The sequence below is a fragment of the Halopenitus sp. H-Gu1 genome, from assembly GCF_041821145.1.
Classification (GTDB): domain Archaea; phylum Halobacteriota; class Halobacteria; order Halobacteriales; family Haloferacaceae; genus Halopenitus.
Genome location: NZ_JBGUBC010000006.1, coordinates 32,037 through 50,389, shown reverse-complemented (window position 1 = coordinate 50,389; position 18,353 = coordinate 32,037). Strand labels below are relative to the sequence as shown.

Annotated in this window: 15 protein-coding genes; 5 read left to right on the top strand and 10 right to left on the bottom strand. The window is 56.6% G+C overall.

What is annotated here, in order from left to right; all coding sequences use genetic code 11:
* Positions 1-89: 89 nt before the first annotated feature.
* From ACERIT_RS06240 to ACERIT_RS06230, 3 genes are read right to left on the bottom strand one after another with little or no spacing between them, the layout of a single operon-like run.
* A complete protein-coding gene (locus ACERIT_RS06240) occupies positions 90-3,581 on the bottom strand; it encodes a UvrD-helicase domain-containing protein (protein ID WP_373673978.1) in 3,492 nt (1,163 codons plus the stop codon).
* Positions 3,574-4,839, bottom strand: coding sequence for a hypothetical protein (locus tag ACERIT_RS06235; RefSeq protein WP_373673977.1), 1,266 nt, complete (start codon positions 4,837-4,839; stop codon positions 3,574-3,576). Before ACERIT_RS06235 ends, ACERIT_RS06240 begins: the two co-directional genes overlap by 8 nt.
* Positions 4,836-5,564, bottom strand: a complete 729-nt coding sequence (locus tag ACERIT_RS06230) for a hypothetical protein (RefSeq protein WP_373673976.1) — start codon at positions 5,562-5,564, stop codon at positions 4,836-4,838. Before ACERIT_RS06230 ends, ACERIT_RS06235 begins: the two co-directional genes overlap by 4 nt.
* 372 nt (positions 5,565-5,936) lie before the next feature.
* Between ACERIT_RS06230 and ACERIT_RS06225 the strand changes: the two genes are divergently transcribed.
* Complete coding sequence (locus ACERIT_RS06225; RefSeq protein ID WP_373673975.1) at positions 5,937-7,283, top strand: tyrosine-type recombinase/integrase; 1,347 nt, start codon at positions 5,937-5,939, stop codon at positions 7,281-7,283.
* Here the strand turns inward: ACERIT_RS06225 and ACERIT_RS06220 are convergent.
* Genes ACERIT_RS06220 through ACERIT_RS06210 form a run of 3 tightly spaced genes read right to left on the bottom strand, consistent with a single transcriptional unit; the run spans position 7,265 to position 9,304 of the window.
* Complete coding sequence (locus ACERIT_RS06220; RefSeq protein WP_373673974.1) at positions 7,265-7,450, bottom strand: hypothetical protein; 186 nt, start codon at positions 7,448-7,450, stop codon at positions 7,265-7,267. The two genes, ACERIT_RS06225 and ACERIT_RS06220, sit on opposite strands and share 19 nt — an antisense overlap.
* A 37-nt stretch (positions 7,451-7,487) precedes the next feature.
* The gene (locus ACERIT_RS06215; RefSeq protein ID WP_373673973.1) at positions 7,488-8,612 is read right to left on the bottom strand and encodes a hypothetical protein; all 1,125 of its coding nucleotides are present in this window, start codon (positions 8,610-8,612) and stop codon (positions 7,488-7,490) included.
* Positions 8,609-9,304, bottom strand: coding sequence for a hypothetical protein (locus ACERIT_RS06210; protein ID WP_373673972.1), 696 nt, complete (start codon positions 9,302-9,304; stop codon positions 8,609-8,611). Before ACERIT_RS06210 ends, ACERIT_RS06215 begins: the two co-directional genes overlap by 4 nt.
* A gap of 496 nt (positions 9,305-9,800) precedes the next feature.
* Between ACERIT_RS06210 and ACERIT_RS06205 the strand changes: the two genes are divergently transcribed.
* Positions 9,801-10,019 (top strand): hypothetical protein, encoded by a 219-nt coding sequence (locus ACERIT_RS06205; RefSeq protein WP_373673971.1) that lies wholly within the window; start codon positions 9,801-9,803, stop codon positions 10,017-10,019.
* A gap of 62 nt (positions 10,020-10,081) precedes the next feature.
* Here ACERIT_RS06205 and ACERIT_RS06200 read toward each other — a convergent pair whose 3' ends face one another.
* Positions 10,082-11,152, bottom strand: a complete 1,071-nt coding sequence (locus tag ACERIT_RS06200; protein WP_373673970.1) for a Cdc6/Cdc18 family protein — start codon at positions 11,150-11,152, stop codon at positions 10,082-10,084.
* Positions 11,153-11,391: 239 nt separating this feature from the next.
* Between ACERIT_RS06200 and ACERIT_RS06195 the strand changes: the two genes are divergently transcribed.
* Complete coding sequence (locus tag ACERIT_RS06195) at positions 11,392-12,087, top strand: TVP38/TMEM64 family protein (RefSeq protein WP_373673969.1); 696 nt, start codon at positions 11,392-11,394, stop codon at positions 12,085-12,087.
* On the opposite strand, the gene ACERIT_RS06190 is transcribed toward ACERIT_RS06195, so the two are convergent.
* The 3 genes from ACERIT_RS06190 to ACERIT_RS06180 are packed head-to-tail and all read right to left on the bottom strand — an operon-like array spanning position 12,079 to position 14,599.
* Positions 12,079-13,056, bottom strand: coding sequence for a YbhN family protein (locus ACERIT_RS06190; protein WP_373673968.1), 978 nt, complete (start codon positions 13,054-13,056; stop codon positions 12,079-12,081). The genes ACERIT_RS06195 and ACERIT_RS06190 overlap by 9 nt on opposite strands.
* On the bottom strand, positions 13,053-13,691 hold the full coding sequence (locus tag ACERIT_RS06185) for a PHP domain-containing protein (protein ID WP_373673967.1): 639 nt from the start codon (positions 13,689-13,691) through the stop codon (positions 13,053-13,055). The genes ACERIT_RS06190 and ACERIT_RS06185 overlap by 4 nt, the downstream gene beginning before the upstream one ends.
* On the bottom strand, positions 13,688-14,599 hold the full coding sequence (locus ACERIT_RS06180; RefSeq protein WP_373673966.1) for a UbiA prenyltransferase family protein: 912 nt from the start codon (positions 14,597-14,599) through the stop codon (positions 13,688-13,690). The genes ACERIT_RS06185 and ACERIT_RS06180 overlap by 4 nt, the downstream gene beginning before the upstream one ends.
* A gap of 671 nt (positions 14,600-15,270) precedes the next feature.
* Here ACERIT_RS06180 and ACERIT_RS06175 point away from each other — a divergent pair.
* Both ACERIT_RS06175 and ACERIT_RS06170 read left to right on the top strand, forming a co-directional pair.
* On the top strand, positions 15,271-16,362 hold the full coding sequence (locus ACERIT_RS06175) for an NAD-dependent epimerase/dehydratase family protein (protein ID WP_373673965.1): 1,092 nt from the start codon (positions 15,271-15,273) through the stop codon (positions 16,360-16,362).
* Entirely contained in the window at positions 16,359-18,305 is a 1,947-nt protein-coding gene (locus ACERIT_RS06170) for an ArnT family glycosyltransferase (RefSeq protein ID WP_373673964.1), read from the top strand. The genes ACERIT_RS06175 and ACERIT_RS06170 overlap by 4 nt, the downstream gene beginning before the upstream one ends.
* Positions 18,306-18,353 lie beyond the last annotated feature (48 nt).

The following is an 18,353-nucleotide window of genomic DNA, read 5'->3' as shown; positions in this document are numbered from 1 at the left end:
TTACCTTCCGTCTACGCACTGGCGATGTGATTTGAGCGAACCAACGATGTAACTGAGCGCCGACGCCGATGGGAACTCACGCCCGAGAATCACTCGTCGAGAAGCGTGGCGAGTCGATGCTCGACGACTGCCGGCGGCCACGAGGAGACGATGGTCTCGCGTTCGACGCCGAACGTCTCGATCGTTCGCGACACCGGGACCGTCGACGTCGCCTCCCGCTCGAAGAGGTATGCATACGCTGCCACCTGGAGCTCGTACCGCCGTCGCGTCTCCGGGGTCGGTTCGGTCAAGGCGATCTTCACGTCGGTGACGTGTCGCTCACCCGAGGGAGAGTCGATGACGAAGTCGACCTCACCGTGAACCTCGATCTCGACGTCACCGACGGTGACGAGCCCATCGATCGGCCGCTCGACGGCGACCGTCTCGGCGCGCTCGATCCGTTTCCAGAGGTCGGAGGCGAGGAACTCGTCGAGGACCCCCCGCCGGAAGAAGACGAACAGGGCCTCACGTTCCGCGTCGTCGATACCCGGCGCATGTTCGTGGATCGTCACGTCGAAGGCATGACGGACCTCGTCGGTTCCCTCGCATAAGGCGTCCGCGGCCACGTCGCGCTCGACGAGCGTTGTGAGTACCTCGTGGATGCAGGTCCCGACGTCCTCGGGGGCCAGCCCATCGAACGACAGGGGAAGATCGTCCGGGACGTCGTTCGTCTCGGTGTGTAACGACCTCCCGAGAAGGTGATCAAGAACGAAGCCGTCGGGATCCTCGGTAAGCGGATACATCGTACTCGGGTTTACGAACCGAGGGACCCACGGAGCCAGTTCGTCACGACGGGGCGGCGTGACCGCGACATCGGACGGATGAGACGCCCGGGGAGGCTCCCGTGTGGCGAGCAGATCGACGTCGTTGACGCCGACGTCGAACCCACCGTCGCTCGAATCGGGGCCGCCATCGACGGCGTATGCGCCGGTCTCGTCACCGTCGAACGCGAGGCCATCGCGGAGCGCATCGAGCCACCGATCCCGGGGGCGACCGTCGTCGGGAAGCGACCGTGGGAGCGGGACGACGAGATGATCCCGTACACGAGTTATGGCGACGTACAGTAGTCGCCACGCTTCGGCCCGATCGGTGGCTGCAGCCCGTTGGAGACGGTCGGGACCGACGAGGGCAGCCCGATCCGACGACTCCGCGACGACGTCGCGCCAGTGGGCAGTCGCCCATCGAAGCCCGACGTCGCGGGTGCGCGTGTCCGATGGATCGTAGATACCGCCGCCGAACGGTGGAATCGAAATATCGGTCGGAACGTCGGCGTCCGTCGGCGGTGCAAGTCCCGCAAGAGTGCCTCGTGTGAGGAGTCGGTTGGCGTGCGGGCCGTGCGACCGGAGGTCGAATCCGGGATTTGCGATCACGACGACGTCATCCTGATCGCCTTTTGCGTCGTGAACCGTTCGGAACTCGACGTCGTGGTCCATCTCGGCGGTGCTTGGCTGGTTCGGTCCCGTTCGTGGGGTCTCCCTGAAGGGCTCGAGAAGGTCGATCACCTCACGTGGGGAGTGGTGTTCGTCTGATTCCCATTCCTCGAGCGTCGCGATGAGAGCGTCGAGGTTGGCGACACGCCGTGCGGGGTCGACATCGGGAAAGCGATCGTATGGGTCCGCCCGGAGCGCAAGCACATCGATGACGTCCTCCAAGGACGTCGACGCGGGATGGAATGAAAACCGATCGCGCCGCTCACGGAGGTCGCAAAGCCCGGCAAGCGTCTGATGGTGTGCGTCCGTGAGGTCACACTCGTCGAGGACGAGATCGAGGTTCCACTGGTGAGTCTCGAAGTCGTCGACGAGGGAGGAAAGTCCGAGTTTGGAGTCGGTAACGAGATCGGACAGATGTTCGGGATCCGCGGGAGAGACCAGCCACTCACAGACGTCGAGAACCGTCTCAACGACCGGACAGTCGAAGAGGTTCTCGCTCGCGTTACGCACGCTGAGGCCCTCCTCGGCAAAAGCCTCCTCGTACGCCTCCATCTTCGAGGACCATCGGAACAGCACGGTGATTCCGATCGGCTCATCGTTCTCGTCTGTGAACGTGCCGTCGGCGAGTCCCTTTGAAAGGAACGTCGCGACGACGGTCGCCTCCCCCCGCCCCTCGTGTGGGTTGATCCACGCGAACGAGTCGGGGTCGACACTTGCGCTCTCGAAGGCGGCGACGTGGACGCTCGTCTCCTCGGTCGCGTCCCGGGCGGCTTCGAGTCCAGGATACGTTACGTCCAACTCGCCGAGATCACCGCGGGCGGGATCCGTGAGAACGGGCTTTGCGATCCGATTTATCGCGTCGGCAACGTCGGGGAGACATCGATAGGTCGTCGTCGCAGTCCGATTCTCGTGGACGTCCCAGTCGATCCCGAGATACGTCCCGTCCGCCGTCGCAGACTCGAACAGCGTGGGCTCCGCATGTCGCCATAAGTAGATGCTCTGGAGGACGTCCCCCGAACAGAACACGCGCGTCTCGGGCGTAACGAGATGGGAAAGCGCGGCGTGCTGGATGGACGAGACGTCCTGGGCCTCGTCGATGATCAGGCTCCGGATCCGCGTGTGGTACCGTCGTCGGATCCGGATTCGATGTGCCTCATCGATGCCGTCGATCCGACCGTCGAAGTACGCGTCAACGAGGAACGCAACGTCCGTGTGCGAGACGACGCCCTGCTCGCGAATGCGCTCGCGGTACGCACGACGATACGCATCAAAGACCACACAGAAATCGTCGAGACGTGCCGCCCACTCGTCGTGGAGTCCGGCGTCCGCGTCGACGACAGTCCGTCGATCATCCGCATCGAGGTGAGCATACGCGTCCGCATCCACCGACCCGACATGGCGGTGGACGGCAGCGATGACGTCGTCGAACGACTCGGGAGGCCCTTCCGCGTACACGCTCTGGAGGGTCTCGTCGAGTTCGGTCCGCAGCTCATCGGTCGATATGCGACGGTCCCTGCAGTGGGAGACGGCGGTTTCAAGCATCTCACGCACGTCGTCCGCGTACTCCTCGCTCGGGTATGCCGCCTCCAGCCTGTCGAGCCGGGAGGCCAATCCCGGATCGTCCCGCATCGTCGCATAACACGTCCGATGAACGCGTTGTAACCGGGCCGCGTTCCCGACGTCGGGTATCCCGTCGAAGCCGACGTCGTGTGCGATCTCACCGACCACGTCGCGAAGGATGCCGTCGATAGTGCCGACGTAGGGGGCACGTCGGACGCGGTGGATGAGATGCTCCAACTCGGCGGACGTGATCTCGGTCGCGACCGGAACGAGGTCGTGTTCGACGATCTCTCGCAGTCGGTCACAGACCTCGGGAATGATACTCGACGCCTCGTTGCGGTTGAACGAGACGACGGCGACGTGCTGTTCGGGCATCGGATCACCGTCGACGTACCGGCGGAGAACGTCCTCCGCCGCGACGTGGTGTGCGACCATGGACTTGCCGGAGCCGGGAACACAATCGAGCGTGAACAGACCCGATTCATGCTGGAAATACGCGTCCCGAATCTCCCGTTGTGCATGCTGAATCCGTATCGGAGCGTCCTCACCCATCGTCGATCGCCTCCGTGCCGTCGAGCATCGTGTCCATCGCGTCCGGAAGCTCGCGATCGGGACCCACGAGCCGTCGCCGCTCCTCGTCGAGCACGGGGTCGACCTCGATATCGTCGAGTAACTGGGAGGGGCGTCGCTCCTCACCATCGCTACGTTCGGTGTGTCGAGTCACGATCAATCCGTTCCCGGCAGCACGCACCGTGTCGTCGAACTGGTCGCGGTCCCGACCGTCGGTCCACGCCGTCCGCGGTGCCAGGATTCCGGTCGGACCGTCCCCGGCCAGGATCGTCTCCTGAAGCTCCGGGGGGACGACGCTCTCCGTCCGCTGGGGCCACTCCCCGTCGATCAGTCCAACCGCGATGACGTACGGGACGTCCAGTAGCCAGATGTCATTGGCTTCGAGAACGTCGACGGCCCGAGCGTTGGAGTGTTCTCGCCGACCCGGGCGTTGCGTGGCGATCAGTTGGCACAGCTCCGCAACGTCGTTCCACGACCGGTCCATCGTTCCCTCGTCGAGCCGATCCGCGTATTTGTGGGGCAGTTGCTCCACGAGCGTCTTCATCCGGACGACCGCGCGCGCGTCTCGTTCCGTCTCGATGAGCGCCGGCGAATCGATCGCCTTCGTCACCGGAATCGCGAACTCCTCGTACGTTTCGACGACATCGGCCAGGACGTTCGAGACCGATTCCGGAGTGGGAGCCGGACGTTCCATGAGCCACTCCAGGAACGTCACGAATCGGTCGTCGATCGCCGTGGTCCGCTGAAATTCCTCGCGCCACTCCGCGAGTGGTCGGGGGCCGCGGGGCAGCGCCCGTATCGCGGTCTGAACCGTGTTCGGGTCGAGCGGCCAGGCCGCCGTCCCCGTATTCGCCGTGTTCGCCGACGTCATCGACGGCGGACACCACCGATGTTCGAGCGGTCGACACAGCGTTTCCCGGTCGATCGCTTCGAATTCGAGCGCCTCACACACCGACTCGACGAGCGCGTACGGACGCGTCCGTGTCACGCGAAGCTGGGTCCAAAACACGGGAGCAAGACCGTACTGTATCGCTGCGCGGTGGAGGGGGGCCTCGTACTCGTCGAGATCGCGCACGACGACCACAACGTCGCGTACGGGAACATCGTGATCCAGGAGGGCAGCGACGGTTGCCATCACGCTTCGTGCTTCCGCTCGACGTGTCGTGGCCACGACCTCCGCGACCGGGACATCGGTGTCGTCGAGCGGCTCGGAAAGCGTGAGACGGTCGGGTGACGTCACGATTCGAACACCACCGTTCCCGGATCGGCGACGTCGAGTAACTCCGGGATGCGACGCGCGAGGTACGATCCCGTTCCCCTCCGAAAGTGAACGTGCACCTCCACGGACGTCCGTTCCAGCACCGCATGCAGGAGATCGATGTGCGCAGCCGGAATGCTACTCACGCCGACCAACGATACGCGCTCGATCCCCGGAAACGTCGCCTCCCAGATCGCATCGTCGGCATCCAGAAGCCGCCGTGTCGCCCGACGAACGAGTTCGACGTCGGAGACGGACTTCGGCGTGTGCTGGCGCAACGCTCGTTCGATGCTCACCACAGCGTCCAGTAGTTCCTCCGAATCGGCATCCATCGGCGTTTCCAGCCCGCTCGCAGCATCTCGAAATGCATCGATCCGTTCGGGATGATAGCCAGTCACGTTCTCGAGTTCGGTTCGAGCCTGTTCGAGAGCCCGAGGATCCGATCCCACGGCGGGAGAGGAGACCGCCTCGGCAACCCGCTCGTCGGCCGATCGAACGGCGGGGATCATCGATAGTCGGTCGATCCGATCGAGTGCAGTCGGTGAGTCGTTCACAGTGCCAAGCAGGCGGATGGCGATCTCGCTCGGATCCACAAACTCGACCCCGTCCTTTGGCGTTCGTGCCTCACGAAGTCGTCGCTGGATGTTTCGCCGGTGGAGTTCCACGGGCGCAAGCACGAGTTCCGTGATACCTGGCGTGGGGTCCACACGCGACACCACCGATTCGTCGTGTCCCACGTGGAGCGTCAGATTCGATGGGAGCGATTCCCGAGTCGGACGTGCCATGCTACCACGAGAGCCGCTGGCGAGGGGCGGGTGGGACGGGTGATCTCATTACTGACCGATTCCTCATCGTGTTCGTGTATCGATCGTCGGCCGGCCAACTATCTGTTTCGTTCGGATTCAGCGAGCGTTCGGCGATCGGACGGATCCTCACCGGGGAGTGCCGTTTTCGCCAAGCAATGCGGCAGGGTCACCATCGACTGTCCACTCGAGTTGAAGGGACCCGTATAAAATCGTTCAAGCCAAGGGCCGGAAGTGAGCCAAACCCTCATATTCCAACGGTGAGACCCCTGATGTATGTCGGATCTCAACCCGCGCAAACTCGTCGACGATCTTCGAGCGCGGCTCAAGGGCAACGGTGACGAGCCCTGTCAGGTGCCACTCGAAGCGGATCGACGCCATCTCCTCAAGATGAGCGACAATATGCGTCTCATGCAGTCGGAGATCGGCGACCATCGCCAGCTCAAACTGCTCCGTCACGTTCGAAGAATGGCGATCGTTCCCGAGTGGCCCTCCGTTGCCGACTTCGAAGAAAACGACGAAGCCGACGAGGCGGGCGTGGACGATATCGAAGATATCGAGAAGCTCCTCAACGAGAAGGGCTATCTCGGATTGACGCTCGAATACCGTGCTGCGGCGGATGCGCTCGTCCGCTGGATCCACAGCGAGTACGAGAACGAGCACACGAACCAGGACTATCGAACCGCGCTGCGATCCTTCGGTCGCTACCGGCTGAAGAAGGACGAACCACCCGAGAGTCTGGCGTGGATCCCAACGACGACCAGCAACGATTTCAATCCGGTCCCCTCCGAGCGAGACCTGCTCCGATGGGAGGAGGATGTCGTCCCGATGCTCGAAGCCTGTCACAACCCGCGTGACCGAGCCCTGATCGCCGTCCAGTTCGAGGCGGGCTGTCGTAGCGGTGAGCTGTTCGATATCCGAGTCGGCGACGTCTTCGACGGCGAGTACACGACCAGTCTTCACGTCGATGGAAAGCGCGGCGAGCGATCCGTTGCGCTCGTGATTTCGTTGCCCTATCTTCAGGACTGGTTGACCGACGACCGTAGTCCCGATCGGGACGATGCCTACCTCTGGTCGAAGCTGAACAGTGACGAACGACCCTCGTATCGAACCTGGCGCGATTACTTCGAAGACGCGGCCGAACGCGCCGGCGTCACGAAGTCGGTCACACCGACCAACTTCCGGAAGTCGAACACCCGATGGCTCGTCCTCCAGGGGTACAGTCAGGCGCGAATCGAAGATCGGCAGGGTCGAAAGCGTGGTTCCGACCACACGCGCCGGTACATGGCCCGATTCGGTGAAGAGAGTCAGGAACGCTCCTACGCCCGGCTCCACGGTCTCGAAGTCGAGCCCGAAGAGGACGCTGGGGACATCAGTCCGGTCCAGTGTCCGCGGTGTCAGCGTGAAACGCCCCGAGACAACGAGCACTGTATGTGGTGTAACTTCGCACTCTCCGAGGACGCCGTCGATGCGGCGAAGACGCGACAGGAGCTCGGACTCCAAGCGGTTGGCCGCCTCGTTAGTGAGGAGGGACTCACTCCCGAGGAGGCCGCCGCTGCGATTGACCGAACGGTCGACGAGCGGGTGCAGGCTGCGCTCGCGGATCATGACGGCTCCTCCTGATCGAGGATATCGAGTATTTGACGGGCGTCGTCGGATAGAACGCCCATATCCAGCCCGGCCAGGGCCTCGATCGCCTCGCGGTGGTCACCGAGCTCCTCGTGGATGACTGCCTCTGGATCGTCGCGAGGATTCGGTCCATCGTCCCTCCTGGATTGAGTGACGCTCATCGCGACGCACCTCCGACTCGGTGGCGTTCTCGATACATCACTGACCACCTCGTCCAAAGCGAGACGCATCTGCGAGTTCCTTCGCCTCTTCGAGGAGGTCATCGGCAGGTTCGGCCGTATATTCATCCAGCGCGCGTGCAATGGCCTTCTCATCGACCGGTACGTCGCCTCCGTCCTCGGCCTTAGCAAGCACTTCGGCGAGGAACTCGATCAGGATCTGCGTGTGGATCCGGTGAGACTGCTCCGAGAGCCCAGCCTCACAATGGTAGCGATACAGGCGGCCCTCTGGGAATGCGTACGTACGCTTCGGTGGGCGGGTCGACTCGTCGGGACCGTACGTCGTGAGATAGACGCAATCGTAGACCCGGTCGGTCGCTGTGACGCCCCACTGCTGGTTCTCGGAATCGTCGACGTCGATGTAGTCGTGTTGGCCGGCGGTCTCGTGAGAGAGCTTGGCAACGCGGAGCGGCTTGTTCTCCGCCTTGTCGATCACGACGCTTCCAAGACGGATGGACGAGGCATCACCGCCATCGGCTCGCAACGGAGGCGAGACGTCACACGCGTGAGTCGTGAGTTCAGCCATCGTCTGGAATTCCGTCGAACAGATGTCACAGTAGTGTAGCTCGTCTCGGAGATAGTGTTCTCGTTGTGCGTAACACGCCCGCGAACAGTAGGGAACCGAGTACTCCTCAACGACGAACTCCGGCCATCCGGTGTGGAGCCGGCCACAGCCGCCGCAGATCCAATTGCAGCCGGGTGAGCCGAGGACAGGAGTCTGGGAACCTGCTTCCGGACCATGCTCATGGACGTACCCTCCATCGGTGAGCAGGTCGATATCCTCGTTCTCCCAGCGGAGCGTGCGGTCGGACGTGAGCTCGATCAGTTCGAGGGCAGTCTCGGTCGCGACGATATGGTTCGGACCACTGGCCTCTGCCTCAGCTGAGGCCCGCCGTTTCGACTGGAACGGGCCTTCAGTGACCGCAGTCCGATCCTCGTCGAAAACGTAGTACTCGGGATTTGTTCGTGGCCGGCCGCCGTCGGTGACAACCCTCGAGATCCGGACCTCGTGGAACGTTTCGTGATCGTCGGCCGCATCACCCACAGTTTCGAGATCGCCGCGTTCGATGGTACCGCACTGTTCGCACTCGGCGACGTAGTTCATCGAGAATCACCCTCCTCAACGAAGCGGGCATCCTGGAGCGCGGTCGCAATTTCGTCGGTGGGTAGCGACCACTCGCGTCCATCGGCGTCGGAGATTGTCTCGCGAACACAGGAACTTGCGGCATCGAGCCAGTCGCTCGTGTCGGCCCAAGACGGACGCGTCACCTCGAAGTATCCCGGCGGATCTTCGAGAAGGACGTAGGCGCCGCGCCAGCCGTTGTCCCTCATCCGATCGTCGAGATACAGTATGCCGCCGCGGGAAATGTGGAGTCGCTCCTCGTCCGGAACGACACGAACCGCAGGCGTGTAACCGATTTTGGAGTGAGTTGCTCGGGTGTAGCGGTAGTGGTCGTAGACAGCTGCCGCCGCACTCTCGACATCGGTATCGAGCGTAATGGGGCGAACGTCACGAACATACGGCCGACCTCGAGCCTGTTCCGCGCAGGCTTGGCACCGGCGGGAGATATCGTGGCCGCGTTTTGGCGCATTGACCTCAACCTCGTGCGTCGGGAGCTGTCGGCAGACGCCCTCGATAGCATCGGGCGCTCCGCAGTGACTCGGGTCGGCAGGGCGCGAAGCCCCACCGTCGGGCGTGATACATTCTGCTGGACGAGCGGTCGGCTCGGAATCCCGAGAAACGGTACTCTGATACTCCGGGGTAGTGTATCCCCGGCTGGTTGCGTACTCCGTCATAGTTTGGCTGTGTGCGTAACCCGCGGCACCTGGACGCGCCAGTGATCCTGGTAGAGAGTTGGCGCGTCCAACGAGCGCCGCGAGGGTACGTGCGATGTTCGAGTGGCTCGTATAAATCTGGGCGTTGTATTTCCGGCAGTTGTAGCTCAGGGTGTCATCAGTATGAAGAGCATCAGCGTCCGTTGCGTTATCTGCTGAAGCACCACTTCTGGACGTGACCGTCCGTCGGAGCTGACGGAGCTGTCTCTCGATATGCTGTGCTACCGAAACGGTTTCACTTGGCGGATTCGTATATTCCATTGCTTCTCCCCAGAGAAGCACGGTCGGGCGTTCCAGCGCCCGGCCATCATTCTGATGACCACCCGTGCTCCGTAGTCATCCATACGTCGCGTGCGCTATAACACTTGCGTCTATAATACCAACGTTCGCAATATAAGCACAATCTATTTGCTACCAGGTTCGGTAGAGGAGATATGGACACAAGCGAGGGTGTAGGATGAGTAATGGGCGTGCGCTACTGACTGATCGTGAACGCGAGATCGTCGCCGGCGAGGCAGACGTCGACGATCCGTACCGATATCAAACGATCAGCCGAGTTCGACAGCGGTTTTCGCGGCTTGAGGATGATCTGGAAGCGATGGAAAAACACGGCGAGCTAGCTGACGAGGTCCGAGAGATCGTTTGCGCCGAAAGCGATCAGGAGCCCGACGGCTGACGAAGTAAGATGGCCGACAATCGAGAAGATGGATAGACCCTAACTGCGAGATCGACGAGGAATTACTGGGTGGGAATCTCGGTGACCTCGATGACCGAGTCCAACTCGCTATCGAGCACACGATAAACTCGATTCTGGGGTGGCCCTTCGTGTTCGACCAGCTCGTACTCTCGGAGCTTCGTCAGCTTGTTTCGTCGTGACCGCTTTCCGATCGGTGTCTGCGGGTAGCCAGCGTACAACTGTTCGGCCGCGTTCTCGTATCGCTCGTGGAGTTCTGAAGCCGAGACCTCGCCAGCGACGCGAATCAGTTCGTAGAGTACGTGATGATGTAGCGGGAGCGAATTGAGGTTCGATTGCCGAATGCGGTGGAGCGCTCGGTCGTACGAATCGTCGATGTCTACAGGCCGGATCGTTGCGTGGGAGCGTTCGACTGCTAACTCAGCAGCTGCGTAGAGTGACTGGATCCCGAACCGTGCGACACCGGCGACGTGATTCGCAATCGATCTGAGTTGATCCCGAGTAACGAGATCTTTTGCGAGCCCCTGATTCGCACGGGCTTCGAGAATATCTGCGAGTTCATCCGTGCCGTATCGACGCAGCTGAATGTGCCGATCGCCGTCGAACGAATGGCTGTCACCAATCGGTACCTGAGCGAGCCACGACTGCGGGTCGTGGCAGATCGCGACGATCGATATTCGGGGAACGGCGTGGAGGCGTTCGATCACATCGTGGTCGTGAATATTATCCGCCTCGTCAAGGATCACGATGAAGGGATACTCAACTGTGTCACGGAGAAGTTGGTAGACATCGTCGACCGGCGTGCTTCTCGAGACCTGGTCGTTGACATCGACCGGATGTTGGTGAAGTGCCTCGCGGAGGATTGCACCGGTACTCTTGCCGAGGCTTCTGATGTGAGCGTGAGAGACAGGGGCGCGCTTTTCAAGCCGATCGAGAGTGTGTCGCGCGAGCACCGTTTTACCGACACCACTGGGACCGCTGATCAGGGCATTGTGTGGGGCAGATCCGGTCAGCGCTGGCTGAAACGCACGAGAGAGCTGACCCACCTCTGACTCGCGGTGTATCAGCTCCCGCGGGAGGTAGACATCTTCGAAAACCCGGGGATCAATGATCATAACGAGTAGTATCTGTTGGGAGAGTGAATATAAACAGGGGTTGAATTTCCGGCAAAGCTCTATTCAGAAAATAAGACTCGGAAGGACGAAATCTGCAGGTTCAAATGACTGTATAAACGATAACTTTGAATGCCTAGTTCAGGAAATCGCAAGTTCTGATACTGTGGGGATGAATTCAATAATAGGAAGGGTAACGTGACAACGAAATCCCCGATATACTCCTATGAGATGTTATGATTATGAGTGAGAGTTCCCGCTATCGGCTACTACAGATACTATCTTTGATTGTTGGTCTTGGAGTCCTTGCCTTCATAGGTATAGTATTCACGCCTACAGAGTATCTGCCACTGGCTCAGAAAACCGATCCCAATTGGCTCTTGCTTATATTTGGGATGGTTGGACTCTATGTGATTCGCCCATTCCTCTTATGGCCCTTAAGTGTCTTTTCCGTATTTATTGGCTATATATCGGGATTTCCAGAAGGAGTTCCGTTTGTGTTACTTGGAACAGTTTTGACGTGTTTACCGCCATTCCTTCTAGCCACCAGAGTTGGCAACGATTTTGCATACTTCGGACAAGTTGCAAAACGAGGATCAAGAATCGTAGAGACGACAGGCGAACTCCGCGGAATGGTCGCTGCTCGACTCTCACCGGCACCCGCAGACGCTGTCTCCTACAGCGCCGGACTCGCTGGGGTCTCAGCACAGTCTTTCGCTATAGGAACTCTGGTCGGCGAACTGCCGTGGGCGATTTTCTATGTACTCATAGGCCAATCACTTCGGTCGTTTTCTGTTGCAGCGGTTCAGCAAACTGACCTCCGCCTGATTTTACTGACTGCTGTGGTTTCCTTCCTAATCGTCGCTCGTCCGCTATACGAATTCGTGCGTGATAACACTAAACAAAGTGAGGATGAGCAGACAGGTCCGTTAAGATGATTCTAGATTTTTTCGGTCGCGAACGTATCGATAGGAGGCGAAGACAACAGTCCCCAGAACGGCCCCGTACCAGAGTGTTCCCACCCGGATCACTAACGTCGAACTGACGGCAATCGCCCGCGAATACTCAAAAAAGACGAGCATACCGACCATACTGGCTTCAGCAGCTCCCAGACCACCAGGTAACAGACTCGCAGCCCCGACAACCGAACCTAATCCCAGCACAAATAGTGCTAGTAATATCGACGCGTCCGTAGCGAAGCCATTCAACACAATCCAGAGTGCGACGCCCTCCATTCCCCATGCGACAAGACTGATCACCATCGCCACGCCTAGCTGCTTTGGTCGAAAGAGTGCATATGTACTTTCATAGAATTCTCTGATCTCATCAGCATAGGAACCGATCAGAGGAATCGTTTCGCATAGAGTTAGAATTCGTAGACAGAGCGATCGCCACTGTAGGAGTGCAACGCCGCCTACAAATAGCACGGTAACACCGATCAGCGTCGTTGACGATTGTCTATACAACACGACTCCGAGAAACGCAAACGCTGCCAACGCCAACAGATCAGTCACACGTTCTGCACCGACAACAGGCGCCGTTTGATTCACCGGGATGCCCTGTTCGTCTCGGAGAAACCAGGCCTTCCAAACTTCACCAGCCTTTCCCGGAGTTATCACCATCATCAACCCACTCACGAATACCAGGAGACTGGTCTTGAGCGGCACGTCAACCCGGAGTGTGCGGAGGTAATATTCCCACTTGAGAAAGCGGATACCGTAACTCACAGTAACGAGACCGAACACAGCCCCAATCCGCCACAATTCGAGTGATCCGAGTGCATCAACAACTGCAGGGGCATCTCCGAACAGAAAAAGGCCAAAAAAGACGGCAACTGTCAAGAGAGCGGTTACCCAGAGACCGTGTGTCCGGATCGCATCCTGGATTCGATATAGATACCCGCTCATAGGTTCAAATAAGCGAGTGCATCGTTGAGCTTCGTTGCAACGTGCCCGGAGAAATAGCCACCGCGACCACCAGTTTCCGTCGTGCCCTCACGAATTGCATCGAGGATTGGTTCATCACACATCGTATAAGCCCGTCCCACTTCCATCGGGAAGTGAGCGTCACTTCCGCCCGTGATAGTGAGGCTATGTTTTTCTGCAAACGAGCGTGCGTTTTGGTTATACTGGGGAATAAGACAACGCGAGTTTAGCACTTCGACGCCGTCAATCATACTAGCAATCTCATCCAGATTATCGGTGTAGTATTCTCGAAGCTTGTCAAATGGGTGTGATAGAATAGCGAGCCCATCTTGGTCATGTATCGACTCGATAACTATTAGCGGGTCGTCCTGTGGTGGCGCCTTATTGACATTAAGCGCAAGCAGATGGCCCTGTGTCGTTGTTACTTCAACTCCAGGAATGACAGTCAGGTCCGCAGGTGCAAGCGTATTCACCGCGTCAAAGCCTTCAAGCGTATCGTGGTTCGTGATTGCGATCCCGTCTAATCCGGCTTCCAACGCTGCTTCAACCACATCTTCGGGGCTGGCTCGTGAACAAGGTGATGCATCCGTATGCACCTGCAAATCATACTTTTTCATCGAACTACCTCAATTGCAAGTTCGGGGACGTTGTAGAGGACAGCAATCGCCACGAGACCCCACATAATCAGGTTCGCGATCGAAGGGCGATCTGTGAGGAGATATTCCGGTTGTCCGGCCACGTCGGTTGTGTGAACGAGATGATGGTAGCGGAACACGCCGAAAAAAGCGAACGGGAGTGTCACCATCATCGTCGGATCGGTGCGGGAGAACGTGTACAGCGAGTATGCCATCAGCAAGGTCGCCATCGTCATCACGAGCAATTGATCAAGGTTCCCTTTCGAGTACTCTCCAAGCACCTCTCGACTATCGCGTGGATTTGATGTGATCTCAAGTTCGTTACGTCGTTTCCCGAGCGCGAGTACCAGCGCGAGGAGGAAGGTGCTGACAATAAGCCAGGGACTCAGGAACACATCGATAGCGATGACGCCAGCAATCGCACGGAGTACGAATCCCACCGCAACGAGCAACACGTCAACGAATACGAGTTGTTTTAAATAGAGTGAGTAGAGGGCATTCTGGGCGAGGTATACAAGTAATACAACTAGAAAGAACGGTCCGAGGCTGTACGCAGCTACCAATCCGACGAGTGTGAGAGAGCCGCCAAAGACAATCGCAACCGGGACAGGCACCTGTCCACTAGCGATGGGACGATGCTGTTTCTCAGGGTGATTTCGATCCTCTTCTAAGTCGTTAATGTCGTTAAAGATGTAGGTTGCCCCAGCAACGGCGGTGAATGAAACAACACCAATGAGTAGGCTGATCCACGCATCAGCATTAAGAAGGTTCCTTGAGAAGACTATGCCTAGAAGCATCACGCCCTGTTTGTACCACTGCCACGGGCGAATTTCTCGAACTAGTCCGGTAACCGTAGTAACTGGATTACTCGTGTGCGACGATTCAGCCATTCAGTCATCTAAACCAGTGGAGAAAAGGACAATAAAGGTAGCGTTGCTGTCTGATAGCCCCTACGTACTTTTTTCGAAGTATTCGTCTCTAGTCCGGACATCTGAGTAAAGATCAGCAAGTACGTGTGTATACACCGTGACTGCTGTTACAAACCCCCAGTACGGGTGGACTGTCCAGAGTCCGACAGTGAGAACGCCACCGATAAGCAAATGACTCAGCAATCGCTGGTCACGCCAGATGTCGCCGCTTTCGAATATCGTAGATTGATCGAGGAATATCTGAGCTGGGTTTCGGAGACAGCGACGAGCGTTCGTCCAGTCTCCGCGATTGATCCGCCCGATTACAAAATGATCAAGATCGATCCCGACACCCAGTAGGAGCACGTATCCCCAGAGGCCCGCAGATGCGGGCACGCCTGAGGCCCCAACAGCAAGCGGGATTCCGATTGCGGCGGAGAGGAGTGCGTGAGCTCGGGAATACATCTACAGATGATTTTCGCCGGTGAAAGGGTAATTCTGCTGGTTATGTCCCTACAACATCTGTTCAGTTGGGATTGTCGAGAAGGGCACAGCCTGGTAAATAATATTTCTAGTTCCAAGGCGGTTCGTTCACAGCGACAAAGTAGACAGAACAGAAAGCATAATGGGTTCACGCTAAGTCGTTCGACACGATGAGTACGATAGAAGAGGAAACATCTCAGGATAACCAATACGACTCCGTGGTTGTCACCGGTGGAACAGGCTTTCTTGGCCTCCATACGTGCCAGCATTTGGATGAACAGGGCTGGGACGTAACTGCACTCGATCTGAAGCCGTTCAACGAAGAGGACGATACAGAGGGCATTGACTTCATAGAAGCAGACGTCCGCGACGAGGATGCCGTATTGGATGGGTTTGAAGAAGCTGATGCCGACGTAGTTGTCCACAGTGCGGCAGCACTTCCTCTCTGGGACGATGACGAAATATGGGAGGTAACGGTAGACGGCACGCGTTCTGTGCTCTGGGCAGCAAATGAACTCGACATCGATCGAGTCGTCTACATTTCCTCAACAGCAGTCTATGGAACACATGAAACGCATCCAATTACGGAAGAGTCACCGCTTGATGGTGTCGGGCCATACGGTAACGCCAAGATAGAGGCCGAGAAAGTCTGTAAGGATTTCCGTCGGATGGGGATGTGTGTCCCGATAATTCGGCCGAAAACGTTCATCGGCCCGCAACGACTCGGGGTCTTCCAAGTTCTATTTGACTGGGTCGAGGACGGCGCGAATGTCCCGCTCGTGGGATGGGGTAACAACCAGTATCAGCTCTTGCACGTAGACGACCTCGTGCAGGCTATCGAATTGATGTTCACGTTGGAGGAAGAAGAAGTGAATGACACATTCAACGTGGGTGCAACGGAGTACGAAACAATGAAAGAGGACTTCCAAGCGTTGCTTGACGAAGCTGGCACTGGGAAGCGCGTGATCGGGACGCCTGCCCCATTGACTGTACTTGCACTCCGTGTATTGAACGCGCTCAATCTTTCGCCGCTATATCCGTGGGTATACGAGACTGCCCATGAGGATTCCTACGTATCTGTGGACAAGCTGCGTAGTCTCGGTTGGGAACCTGAATATTCTAACAGAGAAGCACTCATTAGCACATATGAGTGGTACTTAAAGAACTATGAGCCATCTACTGATCAAACCGGAAAAGATCATAGAGTTGCTTGGGACCAAGGCGCTCTGAAATTAGTCAAGAAGGTATTCCAGATTATATGAACGGTAATATAATTCGGAGGGGGACTGATCGTCTTGGTTTCTATCATTTAGTAATGGTTGTAGCGGTTGCTATTTTCTCGTATCAATTATTTGCTATGTGGCCGCACACAGTTGATGACGCCTATATAAGCCTAAGATACGCAGAAAATTGGATTTCCGGAGGGGGTCTGACTTGGAATTATGGCGGAGCGCCGGTTGAAGGATACTCAAATTTCCTTTGGGTCATGATTATGGCATCGTACTTGTCACTCGGACTTGAGGGCATTTTCGCGGCTAAGATACTGGGTGGGTTAGCTGCGATTGGCCAGTTGCCACTCATATATGCAATTGGAAGGGAAGTTGGCCTTTCGAAGAGGGCAAGTTCGTTTTCTGTATTGCTTTACTCAACAATTCCCGCAATAGCATTTTGGGCTGTCGCCGGCCTAGCCACGTCTTTGTTTACGCTGTTGTTCCTGGTGTCAATTTATTTGGTTTTGCGAGAGAATAGCGTCTATGAACGGGTTTGTGCGTCGATATCATTCGGGTTATTCGCTCTCACCCGACATGAGGGAATGGCAGTTTTCCTCGTTGTGGTGGGTGTCTACTTTCTGCTGAAGTATAGATCGGAATCAATCAAAAATGCCGGCATAAAATCCGCTCAATTACTGTTCTTTGGAGGGTTTATTTATACAACATACTTCATATGGCGACTACTTTATTATGGATACCTTTTCCCGAATACAGTTTACATAAAGGGGGGAGCAGGCACATCGGTGATCACACATCCGCTACAGTTTGTTTCCTATTTGTTTGTTCTTTTATTGCCAGCCGCCATTGGATATTATATCCACACAAAACAGTCTGCAAGCAGGAAGCTAACATTTGCTATATCAGGGGTGTTACTGACTACTGGTCTCTCAGGGCTTGTACTAGGGTTGATTATTACACCCGACTTTATCGCAGCAACTCTATCGTCGGATGGAGTGCTTGAAAAATCAACTATAAATACAATCAACTACCTCAGGATATTATCAGGTTCGGCAGGATTGATGATATTGGGTATTGGGGTAAGTACTCTCCTGTCAAAGAAGGTGGCGGGAATTGTGAATCCACTGCCCATGAATGGTTCCAATTCAGAATCTGTGATACTATTAATGAGTTTAGTTTTGGTTTGGGTCGCCTTGTCAATGGTGATCTCTTCAAGTATGATGCACGCAATCAGATTTTTCCATCCCGTGGTCCCAGTTGTCAGTATTCTAAGCATAGTTGGGTTGGTGAGTCTCAACAATATTGTTGAAAATGGGCCAGAAAGATCCAATTTAAGCAAGGGCGTATTGGTTGTATTGGTGATATTGTTGATAAATCCGTTCGGTGTCAGTAGTATACCACTACAATCAGAATCAACGGCCCAACTTCAAGATGGAAGTTTCAATTCGCCAGTGTATTCCCATGATGAGCTCCAGTCATTTGGGGAGGGCTACGGGTCACTATTGGATGATGGTAATATTCCGCTTGGGAAGTGGTTAGACAACAATACAGATAGAACGGATTATGTAGCACTTGGAGATGCTGGAGCGATTCCCTATTACTGCAATTGTCGTGTCATTGACTTAATTGGCTTAAATAGCATCGAAGCTGCCCATGGAGATCGCTCTTCACAGGATGTACTGAATAAAGAACCAAAATTCATTATTTTGACTGGCAATAGCAAAAGTTCATATCAAAGAGGTGGATTAATGGGGAGCATATACTCGAGCGAAACTCTGGAAAATGAATATAAATTATTGTTTGTCGTTGATCATAGTGGCGAAAAGTACGATAGTTTTAGAGATAGCGAATATGTTTATTGGGTGTTCGTATCAGATGGCGAAAATGTGACTGATCTTCGTTCATCTATGAATTCATCCTTATCATCTGCCACACTTGTTCTTCCAGAAGGAAAAGAAGCACAAGAATCAAATTAGCATACGATTTCCTGTGAGATTTTAATATATTCATCCCCGCCTATGCGA